This window comes from Dawidia cretensis, assembly GCF_018598175.1.
GTDB classification, from domain to species: domain Bacteria; phylum Bacteroidota; class Bacteroidia; order Cytophagales; family Cyclobacteriaceae; genus Ohtaekwangia; species Ohtaekwangia cretensis.
Map to the genome: position 1 here is coordinate 565,113 of NZ_JAHESE010000001.1, position 22,884 is coordinate 587,996.

Consider the following 22,884-nt stretch of genomic DNA (forward strand, 5'->3'; position numbering starts at 1 on the left):
TTTCTCCATAACTTTATAGACTCTGTTCCGCTCAAAACAGAGAATTAACACACCCATAACAACTAGTAAACGCCAGAAGTAATGAAAGAAACAACCAGCCGTGGTCTGTACACCCCTGAACTGGAACACGATGCCTGCGGGATCGGCTTTGTTGCCAACATAAACGGCAACAAAACCAATCAAAACCTGCGCGATGCATTGTGCATGCTCGAGAACATGGAGCACCGGGGAGGAAGAGGGAGCAGCCCAAAGACAGGGGATGGTGCCGGAATCTTGATCCAGCTGCCCCACGAATTTTTCATCGAAGAAGCAACACGCCTGGGCTTCACATTGCCCGTCCTCGGGAAATATGGTGTGGGTATGGTCTTCTTTCCGCGTGATAAGAAAGTGCAAAACGCCTGCCGCGAAGTACTGCGCAGGAATATAAAAGAACTGGGTTTCGAGCTCATCGGCTTTCGCGTTGTACCGGTAGACCACAGCGTGCCCGGCCCGGGTGCTGCCGAAGTGGAGCCTACGATCGAGCAGGTGTTTGTTAAACCCGTGGACGAAACTCTCGCCGGCGACGCCCTGGAGCGAAAACTATTTGTTCTGCGCAACTATACGCAGCACATCATCGAAGACACCGTAAAAGGAAACAACAAAGACTTTTACATCACGAGCTTCTCCGCGCGTACAATCATCTATAAAGGTCAGCTGCGCACGGAGCAGTTGCGCGCATACTTTGACGACCTTCAGGACACGCGACTCAAAACAGCCCTGGCACTGGTACACTCGCGTTTCTCGACCAATACTTTTCCGAACTGGAAACTGGCGCAGCCGTTCCGCTACATCGCACACAACGGTGAGATCAACACCATCCGCGGCAACGTCAACAAAATGAAATCCAAAGAGGCGCTTTTCAAATCGACGTTGTTTAGCGACGAAGAATTGAAAAAGCTTGTGCCGATCACCAGCCCCGACGGCTCCGACTCGGCCAACCTCGACGCCCTGGTAGAAATGCTGGTGCTCTCTGGCCGCACCATTCCACACGTCATGATGATGCTCGTGCCCGAAGCCTGGCAGGACAACAAGCTCATGGATCCGCACCGCAAGGCGTTCTACAAGTACCACGCCTCCATGATGGAGCCGTGGGACGGCCCCGCCGCACTCGTCTTCACCGACGGTACCCGCATCGGTGCCACGCTGGACCGTAACGGTCTGCGCCCGCTACGTTATTGTGTAACACGCACAGGTCGCGTCATCGCCGGCTCAGAAGCCGGCGCACTGCAGATCGATCCGAAAGATGTTATTGAAAAGGGTCGCATCACGCCGGGCAAAATGCTCATGATCGACACCGAAGCCGGCAAAATCCTCGACGACGACAAAGTAAAACGCGCCGTCTACGAAGGCAAATCATACTACAACTGGATCATCCAGAACCGCCTCAAGCTGCGCCTCGAGCCCGAAGTAGAGTGGGTAGAAACCTCCTTCGACGAAAAGACACTCGTACAACGTCAAAATGCCTATGGCTACACCGCCGAAGACATCAAGACGATCATACTTCCTGTTGCTGAGAAAGGCTACGAAGCCATCGGCTCCATGGGTGACGATACACCGCCGGCCATACTCTCAAAAGAAAGCCGTCACATCTCCAACTACTTCAAGCAGCTCTTCGCGCAGGTAAGTAACCCGCCGATCGACCCGATCCGCGAGCGTTTGGTGATGTCGCTGTTCACGCGTGTCGGCGCCAGCCTCAACGTGCTGGACGAAACACCACAGCACACCAACCAGATTCACATTTCGCAGCCCGTGCTGCTGAACGACGACCTGGAAAAGCTCAAGCACCTGCAAGACCAGGGCTTTGAATATGCCGTGATCCAATGCGTGTTCAACGCCGACGGCGCCCCCGGTCGCCTGGAAGAAAGCATTGACCGCATCTGCGCAGAAGCCGAGAAGGCCGTACGTGCCGGCAAGAAGATCCTCATCCTGTCGGATAAAAAGATCAGCAACGACCACGCACCGATCCCGTCCATGCTGTCGGTAGGTGCCGTGCACCAATACCTGGTAAGCAAACGCATCCGCACACAAGCAGGCATCGTAGTAGAAGCCGGCGACGTGTGGGAAGTGCATCACTATGCTACCATCATTGGCTACGGAGCCAGCGCGGTAAACCCGTACATGGTGCTGGAGACCATCCACTCCATGAACAAGCATGGCATGTTCTACAAGCCGCTGCCCGATGAGGAAGCATACGCCAACTATCAGAAAGGCATCGGTAACGGTCTGTTGAAAGTCATGTCGAAAATGGGTATCAGCACCCTGCAATCATACCAGTCGTCGCAGATCTTCGAAGCCCTCGGTCTGGGCAGCGACGTGATCGAGAAATGCTTCCGCGGCACCATCAGCCGCATCGAAGGCCTCTCGTTCGACGACCTGGCGCAAGAAGTGCTCGTACGTCACAAACTTGCCTACGAAGCAGAAAGCAAAGAGCTGCAAGTGGGCGGTATCTACCAGTGGAAACGCCGCGGCGAAAAACACATGTTCAGCCCCGAAGTCATTCACCTGCTGCAACACTCTACCAAGACAAACAACTTCGAACAATACAAGAAGTACGCGCACCGCATCAACGAGCAAACAAAAGAACAGATCACCATCCGCGGTTTGTTTGAGTTCAAGAAGCGCAACCCCGTACCGCTGGAGGAAGTAGAACCGGTAGAAGAAATCTTCAAACGCTTCGCCACCGGCGCAATGTCGTTCGGGTCTATCTCGCACGAAGCGCACAGCACGCTGGCCATTGCCATGAACCGCATCGGCGGTAAAAGCAACAGCGGTGAAGGAGGAGAAGATGCCGCACGTTTTGAAAAGAAAGCCAACGGCGATTGGGAACGTTCTGCCATCAAGCAAGTAGCCTCCGGACGTTTTGGCGTAACAAGCTACTACCTCAGCAATGCTGACGAGTTGCAGATCAAAATGGCGCAGGGTGCAAAACCCGGCGAAGGAGGCCAGCTCCCTGGTCACAAAGTAGACGACTGGATCGGTCGCGTGCGTCACTCCACACCCGGTGTGGGCCTGATCTCGCCGCCGCCCCACCACGATATATACTCCATCGAAGACTTAGCCCAGCTGATCTTCGACTTAAAGAACGCCAACCGCCAGGCACGCATCAACGTCAAGCTGGTGTCGCAAGCGGGTGTAGGTACCGTGGCAGCCGGTGTCGCCAAAGCGAAAGCGGACGCGATCCTCATCTCTGGTGCCGACGGTGGCACAGGCGCCTCGCCGATCAGCTCGGTACGCCACGCTGGCCTACCATGGGAACTCGGCCTTGCCGAAGCACACCAGACCCTGGTGAAAAACAACCTGCGCAGCCGCGTCGTGTTACAGACCGACGGACAGATCCGCACAGGCCGCGACATCGCGATCGCTGCCATGCTGGGTGCTGAAGAATGGGGCGTAGCGACTGCTGCCCTCGTAGTAGAAGGCTGTATCATGATGCGTAAGTGTCACCTGAACACATGCCCTGTCGGTATCGCTACACAAGACGAAGACCTGCGCAAGCTCTTCACCGGCGACCCCGACCACGTCGTAAACTTCTTCCGCTTCCTCGCGCAAGACCTGCGCGAGAACATGGCGGAGCTCGGCTTCCGCACCGTCAATGAAATGATTGGCCGCGCCGACATGCTGCGCGTACGGCAGGATGTCGAACACTGGAAAGTGAAGAAGCTCGACCTGTCACCAATCCTGCACGTGGACTCTTCCCGCGAAGGAGTAGGCCTGTACAAACAGATCGAGCAAGACTTCGAATTGGAGAAAGTACTCGATTGGAAACTCGTGGAGGCAGCACGTGCAGCACTCGATGACGCCGAAGCCGTACAGGAAAAGTTCGTCATACACAACATCGACCGCTCTGTCGGCGCCCTGTTGTCGAACGAAGTATCGAAGAAATATAAAGGCAAAGGCCTGCCGGAAGATACCATACATTTCCAATTCAAAGGCTCCGCCGGACAAAGCTTTGGTGTGTTTGGAGCACCAGGCCTCACGTTCGAGCTGGAAGGCGAAGCCAACGACTACTTTGGCAAAGGTCTGTCGGGTGGCAAGCTTATTATCTACCCCGACCGCGAAGCCAGCTTCAAACCGGAAGACAACATCATCATTGGCAACGTAGCCTTCTACGGTGCCACGGCAGGTGAAGCCTATATCCGCGGACAAGCCGGCGAACGTTTCTGCGTACGCAACTCAGGCGTAACCGCCGTGGTGGAAGGCGTAGGCGATCACGCCTGCGAATACATGACCGGTGGACGCGTAGTGGTACTCGGTAAGACCGGTAAAAACTTTGCCGCCGGTATGAGCGGAGGTATAGCATACGTATTTGATCCCGAACATGCGCTCGAGCGCCTGACCAACCGCGAAATGGTCGACCTCGAAACCATGGAAGAAGAAGATAAGGTGGAAGTGCGGGCGATGATTGAAAAGCACCACAAGTATACGGGCAGCGACCCGGCCGAGTGGGTGCTGGAGAACTGGGCCGTAGCGTCAGAGCTTTTTGTAAAAGTGATGCCGCGCGACTACAAAGCCGTTCTTCAAAAGCAAAAAGCTGCCGGCAAGCAAGCCGCCAGCGCCAAGACCGCAGCGCCGGCCCTGGTAAAGAAGTAATGCAGTTCAATCATATTAAGCAACAGACACATGGGACAGATAGATGGATTTATGAAGTTCGAGCGCGAAATGCCAAAATCGCGCGACACCAAAGAACGGATCAAAGACTATAAAGAGGTATACAACCCGCTCGATAAAGAGAAAGTAAAACAACAGGCTGCGCGCTGCATGGACTGCGGCGTGCCGTTCTGCCACAACGGTTGCCCCCTGGGCAACAACATTCCCGACTTCAACGATGCCGTATACAACGGCAAGTGGGAAGAGGCGATTAGGATCCTAAGCAGCACCAACAACTTCCCCGAATTTACCGGTCGCATTTGCCCGGCCCCGTGTGAAGCGAGCTGCGTGCTCAGCATCAACAACAAACCGGTCACGATCGAATACATCGAAAAGACCATTGCCGAGCAAGCCTTTGAAAAAGGCTACCTCAAGCCTACACCGCCCAAGCATCGCACAGGAAAACGCGTAGCGGTGGTTGGCTCAGGCCCGGCAGGCCTCGCGGCTGCAGCACAGCTCAACAAAGCAGGACACTGGGTAACAGTATTCGAACGCAGCGACCGGATCGGTGGCTTGCTGCGCTACGGCATTCCCGACTTCAAATTAGAGAAGCACGTGATCGATCGTCGCCTGCGCCTGATGGAACAAGAAGGCATCGTCTTCCGCACCAACGCGCACGTAGGCGTAAACATCAGCGCGAAACACCTGCAAGATGAATTCGACGCCATCGTAATGTGTGGTGGTGCTTCGGCGCCGCGCGACCTGCCCATTCCAGGCCGCAACCTGAAAGGTGTACACTTTGCCATGGACTTCCTCTCGCAGCAAAACAAGCGCGTGGCAGGCGACAAGCTGGCCATCGAAGAGATCATGGCAACCGACAAAAACGTATTGGTGATTGGTGGTGGCGACACCGGCTCTGACTGTGTCGGTACTTCCAACCGTCACGGTGCGAAGTCCGTGACACAAATCGAGCTGCTGGCCAAGCCGCCGGCAAAACGCGACGACGCAAACAACCCCTGGCCCCTCTGGCCCATGATCCTCAACACTTCTTCCTCACACGAAGAAGGTGCCAACCGCCAGTGGGCTATTTTGACCAAAGAGTTTGTGGGCGACAGCGCCGGCCGTCTGACCGGCATGAAGCTGGTCGACATCAAATGGGGTGTAAACGCACAAGGTAAAATGGGCTTTGAAGAAATCGCCGGTACCGAGCGTGTCATTCCCTGCGAGCTCGTCACCTTGGCCATCGGCTTCGTAGGCGCTGAAAAAGGCGGCCTCGTCGAAGAGCTCAAGCTGGAGCTGGACGAGCGCGGCAACATCAAGACGCAAAACTACATGTCCACGCAAGAAGGTGTATTCTCTGCCGGCGACGTACGCCGCGGACAGTCACTGGTGGTGTGGGCAATCTCGGAAGGCCGCGAAGCCGCCCGCGCCGTAGACACCTGGCTGATGGGCTCGTCAAACCTCGAAGCGAAAGACGAGTCGTTCATACACATCGAGCAAGAAGCGTAAAAATCCCCTCTAAAGTAGAATACAAAAGCCTCCAGGCATCGCCGGGAGGCTTTTTTCTTGTCCCCTGCCCATCATACCCTGCATCTCCTTCGCTCTCGCGCTCACACGCACACTGATATTCTGCCCTGCTTTTTCTTCGCTCTCCCACGCACGCTCACACTGATTTTTGCTGGCGGAATTACTTTCTCTACTTTTGCGTTCTGAAGCCAAAAAAACGGAATAAGACGTGAGTAAATCAGTGAAAGTAGGTACCGTGCAAATGAGTTGCACAGCCAACCCCGACGAAAACCTCCAAAAAGCGGTCGTCAAAATACGCGAAGCCGCTGCAGAGGGCGCGCAGATCGTGTGCTTACAAGAGTTGTTCCGCTCGCTGTACTTCTGCGACGTGGAAGATTACGACAACTTTAAATTGGCAGAGCCGATTCCAGGCCCGTCCACCGACGTGCTCTCCTCGCTTGCCAAAGAGCTCGGCGTGGTGATCATCGCCTCGCTGTTTGAGAAACGCGCCGAAGGCCTCTACCACAACACCACTGCTGTGCTGGACGCCGATGGCAAGTACCTGGGCAAGTATCGCAAAATGCACATTCCCGATGACCCGGCATACTACGAGAAGTTTTACTTCACCCCCGGCGATCTCGGCTACAAAGTGTTCAAGACGAAGTTCGCCACGATCGGCGTGCTCATCTGCTGGGACCAATGGTATCCCGAAGGCGCCCGCATCACATCGCTGATGGGTGCCGAGATTTTGTTTTATCCCACCGCCATTGGTTGGGCTACTTCGCAAGATGAAGACACCAACACCGAGCAATACAACGCCTGGCAAACCATTCAGCGCAGTCACGCTGTTGCCAATGGTGTATATGTAGTAAGCGTAAACCGCGTGGGCTTCGAGCAACAAGGGGCCATGAAATTCTGGGGCGGCTCATTCATCTCCAACCCCTTCGGTAAGATCGAGTACCTGGCTTCGCACGACAAAGAAGAAGTACATGTACATACACTCGACATGGATAAGAGCGATCGCTACAGAACACACTGGCCGTTCCTGCGCGACCGTCGCATCGACTCCTACCAGCCGATCACCAAACGTTACATAGACGAAGAATAATATCGAAACTTCCGGCAGCGATCCTGCCGGGAGTTTTGCACCATCCATTATCTCGCAGAGCATTTTCATGAGCACGACTACTCCCAAGCAACAAGGATATTTTTTCCCGGCAGAGTTTGCCAAACACGACGCCACCTGGCTTAGCTGGCCGCACAAAGAAGCCTCATGGCCCGGTAAGATTGAAGCCATCTATCCGGTATATGCCGAGTTTATCAAACGCGTAGCCGAAGGAGAGAAGGTAAACATCAACGTGCTAAGCGAGGCGATGAAACAAAAAGCCCTGGGGTACCTGCAACAAGCCGGTGCAGACCTGGGCAGCGTGCAGTTTTTTATGCACCCCACCAACGATGCCTGGTGCCGTGATCACGGCCCTGCATTTTTGATCAATCCAAAAGCAGCGCAGAAGAAAATAATCGTCGATTGGGGATACAATGCCTGGGGTGGTAAATATCCTCCATTTGACCTCGACGATAATATACCGACACTCATAGCACAGCACTATGGCGTGCCGGTGGTATATCCCGGTATCGTCATGGAAGGTGGCTCAGTGGAATTTAACGGTCGTGGCACGCTACTAACGACGCGCGCCTGCTTGTTAAACGAAAACCGCAACCCGCACCTGACGCAGGAACAGATCGAAACATACTTGCGCAACTACTACGGCGTCGACCACATCCTGTGGCTCGGCGACGGCATTGTGGGCGACGACACCGATGGCCACATCGACGACCTGACGCGCTTTGTCAATGCCGACACCGTTGTGACCGTGGTGGAGGAAGATAAAAGCGACGAAAACTACACACTTCTGCAAGAGAACCTGCACGAGCTGCACCGCCTGCGCCTGGAAGACGGCAAGCAGCTGAACGTCGTGGAACTGCCCATGCCGGGTGCCGTGGTATACGACGACATGCGCCTGCCCGCCTCGTACGCCAATTTCTACATCAGCAATAAATACGTGGTCGTGCCAACCTTCCGCGACAAAAACGACGACCGCGCGCTGGACATACTCCAGAAATGTTTCCCCGATCGGAAAGTGATCGGCCTGGATTCGGTTGATATCATCTGGGGCCTGGGCTCGTTCCACTGCCTCAGCCAGCAGGAGCCGTCGGTATAACATATCACCCGTTTATGGAGGTCATTTTTTACACCGCCGCTTTGTGATAAGACGGCGCGTTGTAGCTATATTTAATAGCTATAAACTGTTGCCTATTGAAAAGATTATTACTGCTGTGTGTATTCGCGGCCACTCCGTTTTGGATAGACGCACAAGACTTGCCTGCCGCGAGGCAGGACTTGCCGGCAATTACCCTGACCGGCATGCAAAACGACGAGCCGCTCGCCGATGTGCTCGTCCGGTTGGAAAAGACCAATCCGGTCCGATTTTTCTTTGCACCCGAATGGCTGGAGCCTTATACCGTCGACGCTCGGTTTAACGGCCAATCCTTAAAAGCAACATTAGACCAACTTCTGAAAGGCAGTGACATTCATTACTCCTTCATGTTTGGCTATGCCGTCATCTTTGTGCGCGATCCCCAGCGAGCGCTCGACCACGAAGCACGGCTGCAAACGGCCATCGCCGAAAAAAAGGCAATAGAATTACGCGAGCTCGGCGACCGCCGAAACTACAAGCCCGGCATCCGCGCAACCGTGACAGGATTTGTCCGTGACGAGTCCACCAAACATCCCATGGTAGGGGTAGTAATATTGGTCAACGACCAGGAAACCGCTGTGACCGACGAAAAAGGAAATTATACCGCTACCATGTCGACCGGCGAGAATATGATCCACTTTCGGTATATAAATTTTAGGGAAAAGGTAATTGATGCGAAGGTATATACCAATGCAACGCTTGACATCATACTCGAGGAGGCTCCCACTGTGCTGGACGAAGTAGTGATCTCCGACCAGGCCGTGCTAAACCGCCGGGTGAGCCAAACCACGCTGCGGGTGACAGATATGAAGCGCGCGCCAACCTTTCTCGGCGAAGTCGACCTCATCAAGCAAGTGCAAAATCAACCCGGCGTAACGACCGTCGGTGAAGTCGCCTCCGGCTTTAACGTACGCGGTGGCGGAGTCGATCAAAACCTCGTGTTATACGACGGCGTTCCCGTCTTTAATACCTCGCACGCCCTGGGCTTCTTTACCGCGTTTAATGCAGACGCCGTGAGTCAGGTGTCATTCTACAAAGGCGGTATACCGGCCGAGTTCGGTGGTCGTGTGTCGTCGGTGCTCGACATCAAGTCAAAAGAGGGCCCGCTCGATAAATGGCACGGCGGCGGTGGCATCGGTATCATTTCGAGCTACCTCACAGCCGGCGGACCGATCAAACCCGACACCACGTCCATAATTGCTTCGGTACGTGGCTCGTACTCCGACTGGATGTTAAATACCATCAAGTCCGATTACCAAAGCCTGCGCAACAGCTCCGTCTCCTTCTATGATGCCTCCCTCAAGCTCATTCACAAAATAAACAGCAAGTCCAAGTTGACCTTGTCCGGCTACACCAGCTACGACCGATTCAGCCTAACCAACGACACATTATATACTTCGCGCAACATTGCCGCATCGATACACTATGACCGGTCCTTTAGCGAAAAACTATTTGGTACCATGTCAGTATCGTTTGGCAAATATGCCTACAGCATGCGCGAAGAAGATCCGAATAGAGCCTTCGATCTGACCTACGATGTAACCTATCCCTCGGTTAAGCTGGACTTCAACTATGAAGGAGAACACAAGCTGTCGTTCGGCGCCCACCACACGTGGTATGACTTTGCGCCCGGATCGCTGACACCCACCGCTGCTGAGTCTAATGTGAAGGCGACCCACATGCTTCACGAGCGCTCCTCCGAATCGGCGCTGTACCTGAGTGATGCATTCTATTGGCGCGAAAAATTCCTGTTGGAAGCTGGCCTGCGAGCCTCCCTCTACAATCGGGTTGGTCGTGGAACGACCTATCAGTATGCCGAAGGCCAACCGCGCCAACCACAGAACGTCGTCGATTCGACAGTGTATGGGGCTGGCGAAAACATGAAGACGTACGTCGGCCTGGAGCCGCGTCTGTCGCTGCGCTATACGCTGACGGCCTTTGCATCGGTAAAGCTGGGGTACAACCGCATGTATCAGTATATGCACCTGATCTCAAACACGGCCGCCATAACCCCGGTGGATATTTGGCAGTCCAGCAATACATATTTTAAACCGCAAGTAGCGGACCAAATATCGCTGGGGTATTATAGGGCGATTCAGGATAACACCTACGAGGCCTACGTCGAAGGTTTTTATAAGACCATCGATAACGTCCTGGACTTTAAAGACGGTGCAAACTTAATTCTCAACAAGAATCTGGAGACAGCGCTATTGCCGGGAAAAGCTGAGGCATATGGCGTCGAAGTTTCGGGCAGTAAAGTAAAAGGCCGGTTGTTAACGACGCTGAGCTATACCTACTCGCGGTCCTGGCGTAAGGTAGACGGTCCCCTGGACGAAGAGAAGGTAAACGAGGGTAAGCGCTACCCCTCCAACTATGACCAGCCACATGTTGTACAGCTCACCTGGCGGTATGGCATCTCGCGGCGAATATTTTTCTCGGGCAACTTTACATACCATACCGGCCGGCCAATGTCGCTGCCGATCGCCGGCTACAGTGTAGATGGTGTGCCGGTGATGACATTCTCGGACAGGAATAAATATCGCATTCCTGACTACCATCGTCTGGACCTGGCCTTCATCATCGAAGGCACGCACAAACGTAAGAAGATCCTGGATGGCACGTGGGTGCTTTCGTTCTACAATGCATACGGGCGTAAGAATGCCTACTCGGTGTTCTTTCAGGATAACGGAAGAGGCTTTTACAAGCCCTATAAATTATCGGTCGTGGGTTCGATCGTCCCATCGTTGAGCTATAGTTTTAAATTCTGACAACATGCGCGTACGAAACATATTGTTCTTCATGGTGCTACTGGCCATCGGCGCCTGTGTAGACCCGCTAAAGGTGCCTGACATTCCGGTGGCCGACGGCATCGTAGTGGATGGCGCCATTACCGACCAGCCGGGCCCGTATAGCGTAAAGATCTTTTCCACCCAGTCCCTGGATGGTGACCTCGACCGACAGACCTATATACGCGATGCCACCGTCCGCATCCAGGATGATCACGGCAACGTCACTGCGCTGACGGAAAACGAAAAAGGAATATACGTTACCACCGAAGAATCGTTTCGCGGCACGGTAGGGTATACCTATCAACTTTTTATCAGCCTGTCGGATGGACGACAATACGAGTCATCGCCCGTGCTGTTGGAGCCTGCCGGTACCATTTCGAGAGTCTATTTTCAATTTCAAGAAAACGTTATAAATGAAAACGTGCTGAGTTTGCCCCAAGATGCCTTTGCCATATTTATCGATGCCAGGGGTACAGAAGGCGTTTCCAACTTATTTCGTTGGCGCTGGACGGGAACGTTTCACTACAAAACCTTTCCCGAGTTGCGCACCAAAGGCGATCGCGATGGAGTAATCCCAGATCCGCTTCCCTGTAGCGGATATGTATACGACGGGGACCTCTACCAGGTAAAACCTTGCGAATGTTGTGACTGCTGGGCCCCGCAGTATAGCACCGATGCGTTTATCTCGGACAATGACTTTGCCGACGAAATGACCTTCAACGCTGTACAAGTTGCGCAGATCCCGTTAGACAAGCGTCTCTTCTATGAGAAATATCATATTGCCATTGAGCAGCTCAGCCTGTCGGAAGATGTATATGCCTTCTGGAAGCTCGTGCGCGCGCAGCAACAAGGCGGCACCGATATCTTTCAGCCCTCGGTGGTGAAGATAAAAGGCACGATCGAATGCACGTCCAACCCAGCGGAGAAAGCTTACGGCATCTTTACCGCGTCGGCCGTCGTGAAGAGCGCCATCTTCATCACACCCAGCGACATTCCCAAACTATACCCCGCGATTGATACCCTGGTGGCTGACTGTCGAACCATTTATCCTGGCGCTACAACAACACGACCCCCCTTCTGGTAATATGCGAAAATTGATATTTAACATAGCGTTTGTTCTCCTGTTGCCCGTGGGTACAGTCCACGCGCAGGCGGATTTTGCTACGCGCCTAACAGACAGGTTGTCGACCTTTTATGCACGGCATATACCCGTTAAGCTTCATTTGTTTTTTAATCAACCCGCCTACCACCCCGGGGACACAGCCTATTTTCACATTTCGTTTCTAACCGCAGAAGGATACAAAGGATTTTCCGGCCGGCAGATTATCGACGTTGCCCTGGTGGATGATAAGAACGTACCGGTGGTGCGGCAGCAGGTGCTGGTGCGCGATGGTTTTGGTTACAACCAGGTGGCCATACCGGCGTCGCTTGATCCCGGAAACTACACGGTAACGGCCTACAGCGATTGGATGAAAAATTACGACCCGGAGCTGATATACCATACATCCCTTTCTATATTATCTGGCAAAGAACTACTCGAGAAGCGTATATATTCCACAGCCTTTTACCCCGAAGGTGGCAACCTGATCCAACAGGTGAGCAACAAAGTGGTGATGATGGGCACACCGGGAGCAAAGTATAGTATTGTTACCGCCCAGGGGAAAGAAATCTTAACCTGCACCCCCGACAGTACCGGCCTGGGTGTTTTTTATCTGACACCGCAACCCGGTGAGCAATACTTCGCAACGGCAAACGGTGCATTACGAACAGCCCTGCCGACATCAACAGACACGGGCATAAATCTATTACTGACTCCAGCCACAGCGGGTGGCTCGCTGCGAATCGTTCTGCAGGCCGGTACACAAACGCTTCGCGAAGCCGGTGACAAGGCGTATATCATCATCAGTGCGCACGGCACCGCATACTATAGTGCGGCAATTGCCTTTGGTGCAAACCGGACTGGTGTTGTATCCATCCCAACAGCAGGCCTGCCCGCGGGTGTAGCCCGGGCCACTGTATTCCGCGACGACGCCACGGTATTGGCCGAGCGGTTGTTCTTTGTAGAGGAGGCATCGCCGGTGCAGATCATGACGACGTTTGATCAGCAAACGTACGGCACCCGCGAGAAAGTTACCATCAAGCTGCATGTGAACGATCCACAAGGTGGCAAGGCCAGGCTGCGCGTGCGCGTCTTTCAGAAGGATTTGTTCCCGCAGGCCTCTGCACATTTACCACGACACCCACTCCAGCTTTCGGGCGAGCTTCCGTACACAGCGTATCGTCGGTACGCCACCGCACCCGCGAACGTCTTTGACAATTTTCTGGTCACACAGCACGAACGACTGTTTTCCTGGCCGGAGGTATGGAACAACACCCGCGCAGAAGAAATACATAATTTTCGCACGGGCCTGTCTTTTTCCGGTCGCGCCTACCGCCGAAATTCCTCCGGGCCGTTGCCCGACTCCACGCACCTGACATTCTTTTTACAGGAAGATGTCATGACCTATGCCATTTATCCGCGTTCGGACGGAACGTTCAACTTCCCGTTGCTAAACGACTTCGTTGGTGATGATAAAGTATACTATCGGGCAGACCGGAAAGGCGTTATACAAAAGGACATAGCCGTAGACTTCGGACAGAAAGATACCATACCCGCAATGACAACAGATGCCATCTATCGCGAAACCGCCGACCACGCTGCCTATGGCACATTTGCCGAACAGCAAAAAGTCATCGAACAAGCCTATGGATTTGCAAAGCGAGCTCCAGTGCAACACTATGAAAAAGTAAACCCACATGCCTTCCTGGAAGAGGAAATTTTTAGCCCCGATGTAACAATCAACCTGCGCGACTACTTGCTCTTTCCGGATATGGAAGAGACGCTGCGCGAGATAATACCATTTGTGCAACACCGCTGGCACGACAAACAACACGTTGTCAGAATGTATATTACGGACCTGGAAGTTATGGGTACAGAAGACCCGGTATATATGATCGACGGTGTGTTGACCGATAATACAGACTACTTCATGTCGCTCAAGCCGGACGAAGTTGCTACCATCAAAGTAGTGTGTACATGGGAGAAGTTACGGACCTTTGGGCAGATCGGCAAAAACGGCATGGTGCTGGTCGAGACAACAATACCGGACAATGCACGAAATGTTCCTGTGCCCCGCAATATGGTAACCGTGAAAGGCATCACACCCACTGCCACGCTCCCACAAACTGTCAACCCAAAAGCCGACCGCCGGTACCCTCAAATAAAGGCAGCATTGTATTGGAATCCCGAGCTTACGACGAACGACATGGGTGACGCAACGATATCGTTTTATACACCTGACAACACCGGAACGTATAGTATTCAAATTGATGGAATCACGTATTCTGGAAAGCCTGTATTTGCATCGGACACATTTTCGGTGGTGTTCCAGCCCGCGCTGGTGCAGCAACGTTAGAACACCGTTACACCGGCGGGTGTAACAATTTGAGTCAACGGTTGGTCAAAGGCATTGGTATCATCGATGGCCACTGGCTCGGCAAACAACGACAGCCCGACGCGCTGGCATGAAGGCTTACACAGCGGCAGGAACCGATCATAAAAACCTTTACCGTACCCCACACGGTTGCCGTATACATCAAAGGCCAGCAGCGGGACCAACACCATATCAATCTTTTCAGGCTCGGTGGGGACACCTTGTTTGGGCTCCAGAATGCCCCAGGCGTTGGTCTGTAGCTGGTGCATACCCTCAAAAAAAATATTCTCCAGTTGCCCAGTCTGCGGTTGTACGCGTGGCAACGATAGCCGGATATGTGGAAACTCCCGCCGGATCCGATCGATGATCAACCAGGTGTTCGGCTCTCTGAATTTTTCAATCGGAACAAAGCTATGCAGTACGCGTACAAAGGAGAGATCGACAAACGCAAAGAAGTATTCACACAAAAGATGATTGAGGTGGAAATATTCCGCCTCGGACATTGTCGCCCGTTTTTCCGTATAAAGCTTGCGTAGTTCGGCCTTGGTCATGCGGGGTTCGCCAGCGGTTCCTCGTACGCAAAGATATAGAATTGGAAATCGAATGGATCAAAATGCTGCAGCAGGCGCTGGATGAACTGCGGGTCCTGCTGGTAGAAGTTGAGGAAGTTGTCGGTGCGCTCCTGTAAGTTCCCGTTCGGAAATAATAAATCTTTTACCGCCTCGATCTGTCGCAAGGTGTCACTGTGCAGACGTTTCTCCGCGCGGACCAACTTGTGCTCGATCTTCTCCAGGCTGTTCAGCGCACGCTTTCCTTCCGCCGCCACATAGGCAGCGAGGGTAGTATCAATCTCATGGGCGCGTTCGCGCAGAACCTCGAACAACGCCTGAACGTCCGTGCGTTCTTTCCCTACCGTGAGATTACGCGGCGAATGCTGCAACACCCAATGATTGTAGATATAGTTCTTGTCCTCAAAGAAATCACGAATGTGAAGCTCTGTCCGCAGGAACTTACGATGCGCGGCATGCTCCAGGACCAACGCAAAGTTGCGCGGCATGAGAATCGGGAAAGGCACCTGGAAGTGTTTGAACACACCGCCAAGCTGCAACCAGTATTCCACTTCCGAAGGCCCACCCGCATACGCCAGGTTCGGTAGGATCATCTCCTGGTACAGTGGACGCAGGATGACGTTGGGACTGAACTTCTCAGGGTGCTTGTCGATGAGTTCGCGGAGCGCCTCGGCGGTAAAGGATATATCGGTATCGACCACCTGAAATTGATCACCCACTTTTTCGATCCGCGCGCGCAGGCCATCGCCCAGGTAAAAGAAATTAATGTCACGACCGTTTACAGCAGGCTTGTAGCCTTTTGCTTCCAATGCCTGCGTGGTTTGATCAACGTGTTTCTTGGCGACGTTGTCAAAAATATCTTGTTGGATCACGTCGCGGAAACCCGCTTTAAAAGCCGTCTCATCAGCGTCGATCACCACCAACCCTTCGGCGCCGAATAACGCATTGACATAATGCCGCACCGCACCGCTTAAGGTCTTGTTTTTCGTATAAGCTTCTCGGAACATCTGAATGTCGCCGGGAACTTCGCGCAGCAGCCCCGCCATGTCCTTTGTCGAGAACCGGCCGACAGCTCCTCGTTGGGGAGTCTCCCAGGTATATTTTTTATTATATAACCGGAAATATTTGATCTCGTCGTAATCGTGATCTTCCGAGGCCATCCAATAGACCGGCACAAAGGTGTAGTCCGGATATTTTTCCTTTAGCTGACGACAGGTGTTGACGACCGTTACGATCTTATAAATGAAGTATAGCGGCCCCGTGAAAATGTTCAGCTGATGGCCGGTGGTCACGGTAAAGGTCGTATCGTTGGTCAGGGCCTTGATGTTACCCTGTACGGCCTCGGGTGTCGTTACGTCTTTGTACTGTCGCTGCAGAACCTCGACGAGTGTCGTGCGGCGGTCGGGGGTAAAGGCGGCTTGCTTGTCGGTTATCTGCCGCTTGAATTCGCCTGACGTCGGAAAGCGATTATAGAAAGGACGCAGCGATTCTTTTTGCTGAATGTAATCGAGAAAAAAGGGATGGAATGCATGGGTGTCAGCAAAGGGAATTTTCTCAAGCTGCATAAAAAAGTGCGGAGGTTGGTGGACTCAGAAACTACACCCCGAATAACGGGAATTAATGGTATTATGTTTGAAAGAATTCTATCACCGGAGAAGCGCAGCCCGCCTTTGGACAATAAAATTTGTTAATGATCTGTTAAAGCCCCTGCGTTACAACACGACCTCACCCGTCAGGTCGAACTCCGTGGCAGATTTGATTTTTACGTTGGCAAAATCACCGACACGAAGATAGTTGTCGGGACTCTGGATGATAACCTCGTTATCTACTTCCGGTGAGTCAAACTCCGTCCGGCCGATAAATGTGCCGCCTTCTTTCCGGTCGATCAGCACCTGGAGGGTTTTACCAACCCGTTGCTGGTTCAACGACAGCGATATGCCTTGTTGCAGCTCCATGATCTCGTCTACCCGTTCTTGCTTCACATCCGTGGGTACATCGTCGGGCAGGGAGTGGGCGTGCGTATTCTCTTCGTGCGAGTAGGCAAATACACCCAGGCGATCAAATCGCGACCGCTCAATAAAACGCAGCATTTCTTCGTGCTCGGCTTGTGTTTCTCCCGGGTGGCCGGAGATCATGGTAGTGCGAATAGCAATGCCGGGCACACGCTCGCGAATGGTCTCGAGCAATTGCTCGGTCTTTTCGCGTGTTGTACCACGCCGCATGATCTGCAGCATCTTCGACGAGCCGTGCTGCAGGGGAATGTCGAGGTACTTGCAGATGTTCGGCCGCTCCGCCATGACGTCAAGGGCATCCATCGGAAAGCCTGCGGGAAATGCATAGTGCAGACGGATCCAGTCAATTCCTTCTACATCCGACAGTCGCTGCATCAGCTCTGCCAGGTTGCGTTTTTTATACAGGTCGAGACCGTAATAAGTCGAGTCTTGCGCAATGAGCAACAGTTCTTTGGTGCCGTTCTTGGCCAGGTTTTTGGCCTCGAGGACCAACTCCTCCATCGGGCGCGAGATATGGCCGCCGCGCATCAGAGGAATGGCGCAAAATGAGCAGGGACGATCGCAGCCCTCGGATATTTTTAAATAAGCATAATGGCTGGGGTTTGTCAAAATACGCTCGCCCACCAGTTCGGTCTTATAATTGGCTTTGAAGACTTTCAACAACCGTGACAGGTCGCGGGTACCGAACCACGCATCAACATCGGGGATCTCTTTTTCCAGGTCGTCTTTGTAGCGTTCGGAAAGACAGCCGGTGACGTACACTTTGTCGACAATGCCCTCTTCCTTTGCATCCACATACCGCAGAATGGTATCGATGGACTCCTGCTTGGCATTATCGATAAATCCACAGGTATTGATCACCACCACGCTGGCATCGTCGTCGTTCGACTCGTGTACAGCGTTGATGCCGTTGCCGCGAAGCTGGGTGAGCAGCACCTCCGAATCCACCAGGTTCTTGGAGCAACCCAGTGTCACAATGTTGACTTTCGTCTTTTTATTTCCCTTTGTCTTCATGTCTCTTGGCAGATTTGAAGGCCGGCCCGATGAAACAGCCACCCCCATGCCTTTCCGGCGGCAAAAATACAAAAATAAACGGGCACGGAATTTGGGCTTCCGGGTGTTAAAGTATCTTTACAGCCTCAAACCAAACCATGAAAAAGTCGTCCTGGTTCATTTTTTTCCTGATTTTGGCCGTTTCTTGTCTCGACGATCCCGACTGTTTTCGTCTAAATAATAATGTGGTCGGATTTGCTTTTCGGGTAATCGGTTCCAACCGCGCCGACACCGTTCGACTGGTAATGGTAAACGTCAGCGGTACGGACAATTATGTTCCCGACACGGTCACCTCCAGCGTATACGTCCCAATCAATTTCACCACGGATTCCACAAACGTCATATTTACATACCAGGATGGCAGCACCCGCTATCTGGACCTGCGATATAATCTTAAGACGCAGTTTATTTCCGAGGATTGTGGCGCGCGGTATGAAGTGTCGGACCTCCGGGCGCGGGGTACGGACATAGACTCAGTACGCGTAATCAGCAGCGCGCCCAACAAGGCCGCCGGCGCGATCAACATCGAGCTCCTGCGATGCCCCAACCCGCGATACGTGGGGGTGGCCTTCTACGATATGTCAGCATCCACCAACAACACCGTTGCCTTTAACATTAGGGCGGGTTCACTGGCGGTAGACAGCATCATCGCCGATTACAATGGTGAGGTACTTTACCCACAAGCAAGCCGCACGCTTTTTTACTTACCGGTAGACCCAAATTCAGGCGAAACAACCTTTAGCTTCTATACGCGCGGCGGAAACCCGACCATCCCACAAAAACTACGGGTGACCTATACGACACGCCTACAGAACTCTTTCCCCGACCTGTGTCCTGAAATACGCCGTGTCGAGAATCTGGATGTGGCGACATTAGATGCGGGCCTGGCAGTAGCCGACAGCCTTGGCATTGACGAAGACAACGAGTTCCTGGATTATCTGACCGACCCGCCGTCGAGCAATATCCGGTTATTTCGGTGTCCGCAAACAAACCTCGCAAAGCTCGTCTTCCGCCAGCGAACGGCACCGAACGTGACCACGACGAAAGACGATACGATCGCCGTCAAAAAGATTACATCGGACTATGCTCCCGACAGGATCTACGCTGCCAACAGGGATCTTACCAGTGTTACATTGCCCGTGAACCCGGACAGCGACGAAACGATATTTTATATCGAGTATGCTGACAGCAACATACCGACGGATACGGTACATATCCGCTACACCCGTACGACAAGCGCCAGCGGAATACGGAATTGTGGCACTATAACCGCGTATACCGAACTGGCGGAAGTGGGGGATGATGAGAATACGAATAATATCATCGTCGCGCCAACGAGTAACACGAACTCGGGTTCTTTACATAATCCCCCCACGCATACTAACATTCAGGTTATCCATGAGGCTGATCAGTAGCATAGCGTTTGTTTTGGTTACCACCGTCGCCCTGGCGCAGCATGCTGCTCCGCGACAGCCGGCCGCGCCCAAAAAAGACAAAGCCGCGGTGGCTACAGCTACCCCCGAGAAGGATACTGTTAAGGTAAAGAAAGACCCGCGACGGTTCATTCCTACCGGTGTACGCTTTGGCACCGACGGTCTGACGATCGCCCGCAATTTTTACGACAATACTTTTTCAGGGTGGGAGGTAGATGCTGATGTAGATTTTGACCGGTACTTCCTGGCGCTGGAATACGGCACGTGGTCTCGTAGCTTCGATGGCAGTGGCAACGTATATGACAATGACGGCCGCTATTTCCGGGCAGGTATAGATGTGAACTTCCTCACAAAGGATCCCGAGAAAAACATGTTCTTTTTCGGCCTGCGCTACGGACGCTCGACGTTTTCAGAACATCTATTTACGAATGCTGAAGACCCGGACTTTGGCACCATTAACAAACCCTATCACAACACAAACATTGGCGGCCACTGGTATGAGTTGACTACAGGGCTTCGTGTAAAGATGATCGGAAATTTCTGGATGGGCTATACCGCTCGTTTTAAGTTCGGTCTCAAAACCAATGAGACGGGCGAGATGATCCCCAGTGATGTGCCGGGCTTTGGCCGCACCGACAAACCGTCCACCTGGGGTTTCAACTATATGCTGTTGTTTAGGATCCCCCTGGGCAAAGCCAAAGTGCCTACAGCAGCAGCGCCGACGACAGAGACAGAAAGTACGAAAGAGAAATAGCGTAGGAGTGCTTACCCGTTGCGCTTAAAAAGAGAGTCGACAAACTCCGTCTTATTGAACACCTGTAGATCCTCGGTCTTTTCACCCACGCCAATGTATTTGACGGGTATCTTAAATTCGTCGGAGATACCGATCACCACACCACCCTTTGCAGTGCCATCTAGTTTGGTGATGGCGAGGGCCGTTACTTCGGTGGCCTTGGTAAACTCGCGCGCCTGAATCACGGCATTCTGTCCTGTGCTCCCGTCGAGCACCAACAATACTTCGTGGGGCGCATCGGGTATAACTTTTTGCATAACGCGTTTGATCTTGGTGAGCTCGGCCATCAGATTGACCTTGGTGTGCAGTCGGCCTGCCGTATCGATAATGATGACGTCGGCATTCCGATCCAAACCTTCTTTCACGGCGTCAAATGCTACGGCCGAAGGGTCGGTATTCATGCCGCGTGAAATGACGGGTACACCTACACGCTCGCCCCACAGTTTAAGCTGATCCACCGCGGCCGCGCGGAAGGTATCGGCCGCACCCAGTACAACGTTCCTACCCTTCTTTTTGAATTGTGCCGACAACTTGCCGATGGTGGTCGTTTTACCCACCCCGTTTACACCCACAACCATAATAACATAGGGCTTTTTATCGGAAGGCGTTTCGAATTCGGCTACGTCTTGTGAATTGCTTTCGGACATAAGTACCGCGATCTCTTCACGTAAAATCCGGTCCAGCTCCGTAGTGCCGAGGTATTTGTCGCGGGCCACGCGAGCCTGGATGCGCTCGATGATCTTCAGAGTGGTTTCCACACCCACGTCGGACGACACGAGAATCTCTTCGAGGTTGTCAAGCACCTCATCGTCTACGGTAGATTTACCGACAAGCGCTTTCCCCAGCTTGCCAAAGAAGCTATCCTTGCTTTTTTCAAGTCCCTTATCGAGGGATTCTTTTTTGTCTTTTGAAAACAGTCCGAACATAATGGGTCTGGGGTAAGGTATCCTGCGGATAGACGCTGACGTACAAATTAAAATAAAAAAAAAGTCCCTCAAGGGGACTTCTTTTATTCTGTTAGGCCAGCTTATTTCTTGGCGAGTGTTTCTTTTACCAAATCAGACGAAACGATTTCCTCCTTGAAGGTATAAGCACCAGTCTTTTCGGATTTCACGGCACGGATCACTTTAGCGTAGCTTTTTCCGTCGGTTTTTTTCAGGGTAGCAACTACTTTCTTTGCCATGGTTATTTAATTTCTTTGTGTACAGTTACTTTTTTCAGGATTGAATTGTATTTCTTCAATTCCAGACGTTCTGTTGTGTTCTTGCGGTTCTTCGTGGTGATGTAACGACTCATACCCGGCTGGCCGCTGGTCTTGTGCTCTGTGCACTCTAAGATCACTTGGATCCTGTTACCTTTCTTTGCCATGATTTCTTTGCTTTATTTACTAGAGTACCAGGTTTCCGTTGGCTTTAGCTTCCTTTAAAACCGCAGAGATACCGTTTTTGTTGATAGTCTTGATTGCTTTTGTGGATAACTTCAAAGTGATCCATTTACCCTCTTCAGGGATAAAGAAGCGCTTCTTCTGAAGGTTCGGCAAAAAACGACGCTTGGTCTTGTTGTTCGCATGCGAAACATTGTTGCCTACCTGAGGTCTTTTTCCGGTTATTTGACAAACTCGTGCCATATTCAGCTTTTTTAGCCCTTTTCGAAAAGGGACTGCAAATATCGTTAAAAGCAGTCCATAAATACAAACCGATCTTTAATAAAACCCTAAAAAAGCTTGGAAATCAGTTCCTGCGGCTCCAAATCAGCAAAATCGCGGATAATAAAATCCGTTTCGTGCAGCTCTTCCGGCGTGTGCGTAGTCGTAATGCCTACAACTTTGCACCCCGCTTGCTTGCCCGCCTGCACGCCCGACAGCGAATCCTCAAAAACAACACAGTCGGCAGGCGCGTAGCCCAGGGCCGCGGCCGACTTTAAATAAATCTCAGGATCAGGCTTGCCTTTGCTGACAAAGCTGTCGTCAAGAATCGTGGAGAAAAACCGCTCGGTATGCGTCTTGGAAAGAGAGAAATCTACATTCGCGCGCGGTGCAGAAGTGGCAATGGCCCGTGCAATGCCGAGAGCATCCATCTTTTCCAGAAAGGCCACCAACCCATGCACAGCCGTAATGTCTTTGTCGCATACCCGGCGATAGAGCGCCTCCTTTTCTTCTGCGTATTGCTGGATGCGGGCATCGCCGATGTCGCCAAACAAATTGAAGATCCAATCTTTGTTGGTGCGGCCGTAGATCTTCTCGCGTAGTTGCGCCTCGGTCAGGTCGTAGCCAAGCTGTTTACAAAATTGTTGAAGAGCTATTTTGTGATAAGGATTGCTGTCGACAATGACGCCATCCATATCAAAGATAAAGGCTTTACTCATGCGCCGTT

17 protein-coding genes are annotated in these 22,884 nt (G+C 52.6%); 9 read left to right on the plus strand and 8 right to left on the minus strand.

Translation table 11 applies throughout. The features are described from left to right. The first annotated feature begins 81 nt into the window (after nucleotides 1-81). From gltB to KK062_RS02535, 7 genes are all read left to right on the plus strand, one after another. Complete coding sequence (gene gltB / locus KK062_RS02505; protein ID WP_254082650.1) at nucleotides 82-4,629, plus strand: glutamate synthase large subunit; 4,548 nt, start codon at nucleotides 82-84, stop codon at nucleotides 4,627-4,629. 30 nt (nucleotides 4,630-4,659) lie between these two features. Next, the gene (locus KK062_RS02510; protein ID WP_254082651.1) at nucleotides 4,660-6,135 is read left to right on the plus strand and encodes a glutamate synthase subunit beta; all 1,476 of its coding nucleotides are present in this window, start codon (nucleotides 4,660-4,662) and stop codon (nucleotides 6,133-6,135) included. 226 nt (nucleotides 6,136-6,361) lie between these two features. Beyond that, entirely contained in the window at nucleotides 6,362-7,240 is an 879-nt protein-coding gene (locus tag KK062_RS02515; protein ID WP_254082652.1) for a carbon-nitrogen hydrolase, read from the plus strand. A gap of 67 nt (nucleotides 7,241-7,307) precedes the next feature. Continuing rightward, entirely contained in the window at nucleotides 7,308-8,354 is a 1,047-nt protein-coding gene (locus KK062_RS02520) for an agmatine deiminase family protein (protein WP_254082653.1), read from the plus strand. A gap of 95 nt (nucleotides 8,355-8,449) precedes the next feature. Beyond that, nucleotides 8,450-11,158 carry a TonB-dependent receptor gene (locus tag KK062_RS02525; protein ID WP_254082654.1) on the plus strand — a complete coding sequence of 903 codons (2,709 nt, stop codon included), beginning with the start codon at nucleotides 8,450-8,452 and terminating at the stop codon, nucleotides 11,156-11,158. Between the two features lie 4 nt (nucleotides 11,159-11,162). After that, complete coding sequence (locus tag KK062_RS02530; RefSeq protein ID WP_254082655.1) at nucleotides 11,163-12,263, plus strand: DUF4249 domain-containing protein; 1,101 nt, start codon at nucleotides 11,163-11,165, stop codon at nucleotides 12,261-12,263. 1 nt (nucleotide 12,264) lies between these two features. Then, complete coding sequence (locus tag KK062_RS02535; RefSeq protein ID WP_254082656.1) at nucleotides 12,265-14,634, plus strand: hypothetical protein; 2,370 nt, start codon at nucleotides 12,265-12,267, stop codon at nucleotides 14,632-14,634. Here the strand turns inward: KK062_RS02535 and KK062_RS02540 are convergent. The 3 genes from KK062_RS02540 to rimO all read right to left on the minus strand — a co-directional run bounded on the left by KK062_RS02540 (nucleotide 14,631) and on the right by rimO (nucleotide 18,247). Then, complete coding sequence (locus tag KK062_RS02540) at nucleotides 14,631-15,203, minus strand: 5-formyltetrahydrofolate cyclo-ligase (protein ID WP_254082657.1); 573 nt, start codon at nucleotides 15,201-15,203, stop codon at nucleotides 14,631-14,633. The genes KK062_RS02535 and KK062_RS02540 overlap by 4 nt on opposite strands. After that, nucleotides 15,200-16,786 (minus strand): bacillithiol biosynthesis cysteine-adding enzyme BshC, encoded by a 1,587-nt coding sequence (bshC, locus tag KK062_RS02545; RefSeq protein ID WP_254082658.1) that lies wholly within the window; start codon nucleotides 16,784-16,786, stop codon nucleotides 15,200-15,202. Before bshC ends, KK062_RS02540 begins: the two co-directional genes overlap by 4 nt. 147 nt (nucleotides 16,787-16,933) lie before the next feature. After that, nucleotides 16,934-18,247, minus strand: a complete 1,314-nt coding sequence (rimO, locus tag KK062_RS02550) for a 30S ribosomal protein S12 methylthiotransferase RimO (RefSeq protein WP_254082659.1) — start codon at nucleotides 18,245-18,247, stop codon at nucleotides 16,934-16,936. Nucleotides 18,248-18,384: 137 nt separating this feature from the next. Between rimO and KK062_RS02555 the strand changes: the two genes are divergently transcribed. Further along, on the plus strand, nucleotides 18,385-19,701 hold the full coding sequence (locus KK062_RS02555) for a DUF6452 family protein (RefSeq protein ID WP_254082660.1): 1,317 nt from the start codon (nucleotides 18,385-18,387) through the stop codon (nucleotides 19,699-19,701). Beyond that, the gene (locus KK062_RS02560) at nucleotides 19,685-20,473 is read left to right on the plus strand and encodes a DUF6048 family protein (protein WP_254082661.1); all 789 of its coding nucleotides are present in this window, start codon (nucleotides 19,685-19,687) and stop codon (nucleotides 20,471-20,473) included. The genes KK062_RS02555 and KK062_RS02560 overlap by 17 nt, the downstream gene beginning before the upstream one ends. Nucleotides 20,474-20,484: 11 nt before the next feature. On the opposite strand, the gene ftsY is transcribed toward KK062_RS02560, so the two are convergent. The 5 genes from ftsY to KK062_RS02585 form a co-directional block, all read right to left on the minus strand. Then, nucleotides 20,485-21,438, minus strand: a complete 954-nt coding sequence (ftsY, locus tag KK062_RS02565) for a signal recognition particle-docking protein FtsY (protein WP_254082662.1) — start codon at nucleotides 21,436-21,438, stop codon at nucleotides 20,485-20,487. Nucleotides 21,439-21,539: 101 nt separating this feature from the next. Then, entirely contained in the window at nucleotides 21,540-21,695 is a 156-nt protein-coding gene (locus KK062_RS02570) for a DUF4295 domain-containing protein (RefSeq protein ID WP_254082663.1), read from the minus strand. Nucleotides 21,696-21,697: 2 nt separating this feature from the next. After that, a complete protein-coding gene (gene rpmG, locus KK062_RS02575; RefSeq protein WP_254082664.1) occupies nucleotides 21,698-21,880 on the minus strand; it encodes a 50S ribosomal protein L33 in 183 nt (60 codons plus the stop codon). A gap of 19 nt (nucleotides 21,881-21,899) precedes the next feature. Further along, the gene (gene rpmB / locus KK062_RS02580) at nucleotides 21,900-22,139 is read right to left on the minus strand and encodes a 50S ribosomal protein L28 (protein WP_254082665.1); all 240 of its coding nucleotides are present in this window, start codon (nucleotides 22,137-22,139) and stop codon (nucleotides 21,900-21,902) included. A gap of 86 nt (nucleotides 22,140-22,225) precedes the next feature. Next, nucleotides 22,226-22,876, minus strand: a complete 651-nt coding sequence (locus KK062_RS02585) for an HAD family hydrolase (protein ID WP_254082666.1) — start codon at nucleotides 22,874-22,876, stop codon at nucleotides 22,226-22,228. Nucleotides 22,877-22,884: the final 8 nt, after the last annotated feature.

What these genes read in the sequence shown, in the direction of transcription:
- KK062_RS02535 (WP_254082656.1), top strand. Translation starts at nt 12,265, where the DNA reads ATGCGAAAATTGATATTTAACATAGCGTTTGTTCTCCTGTTGCCCGTG.
- KK062_RS02540 (WP_254082657.1), bottom strand. Translation starts at nt 15,203, where the DNA reads ATGACCAAGGCCGAACTACGCAAGCTTTATACGGAAAAACGGGCGACA.
- KK062_RS02530 (WP_254082655.1), top strand. Translation starts at nt 11,163, where the DNA reads ATGCGCGTACGAAACATATTGTTCTTCATGGTGCTACTGGCCATCGGC.
- ftsY (WP_254082662.1), bottom strand. Translation starts at nt 21,438, where the DNA reads ATGTTCGGACTGTTTTCAAAAGACAAAAAAGAATCCCTCGATAAGGGA.
- KK062_RS02520 (WP_254082653.1), top strand. Translation starts at nt 7,308, where the DNA reads ATGAGCACGACTACTCCCAAGCAACAAGGATATTTTTTCCCGGCAGAG.
- rimO (WP_254082659.1), bottom strand. Translation starts at nt 18,247, where the DNA reads ATGAAGACAAAGGGAAATAAAAAGACGAAAGTCAACATTGTGACACTG.
- KK062_RS02510 (WP_254082651.1), top strand. Translation starts at nt 4,660, where the DNA reads ATGGGACAGATAGATGGATTTATGAAGTTCGAGCGCGAAATGCCAAAA.
- rpmB (WP_254082665.1), bottom strand. Translation starts at nt 22,139, where the DNA reads ATGGCACGAGTTTGTCAAATAACCGGAAAAAGACCTCAGGTAGGCAAC.
- KK062_RS02560 (WP_254082661.1), top strand. Translation starts at nt 19,685, where the DNA reads ATGAGGCTGATCAGTAGCATAGCGTTTGTTTTGGTTACCACCGTCGCC.
- KK062_RS02585 (WP_254082666.1), bottom strand. Translation starts at nt 22,876, where the DNA reads ATGAGTAAAGCCTTTATCTTTGATATGGATGGCGTCATTGTCGACAGC.
- KK062_RS02555 (WP_254082660.1), top strand. Translation starts at nt 18,385, where the DNA reads ATGAAAAAGTCGTCCTGGTTCATTTTTTTCCTGATTTTGGCCGTTTCT.
- bshC (WP_254082658.1), bottom strand. Translation starts at nt 16,786, where the DNA reads ATGCAGCTTGAGAAAATTCCCTTTGCTGACACCCATGCATTCCATCCC.
- rpmG (WP_254082664.1), bottom strand. Translation starts at nt 21,880, where the DNA reads ATGGCAAAGAAAGGTAACAGGATCCAAGTGATCTTAGAGTGCACAGAG.
- KK062_RS02570 (WP_254082663.1), bottom strand. Translation starts at nt 21,695, where the DNA reads ATGGCAAAGAAAGTAGTTGCTACCCTGAAAAAAACCGACGGAAAAAGC.
- gltB (WP_254082650.1), top strand. Translation starts at nt 82, where the DNA reads ATGAAAGAAACAACCAGCCGTGGTCTGTACACCCCTGAACTGGAACAC.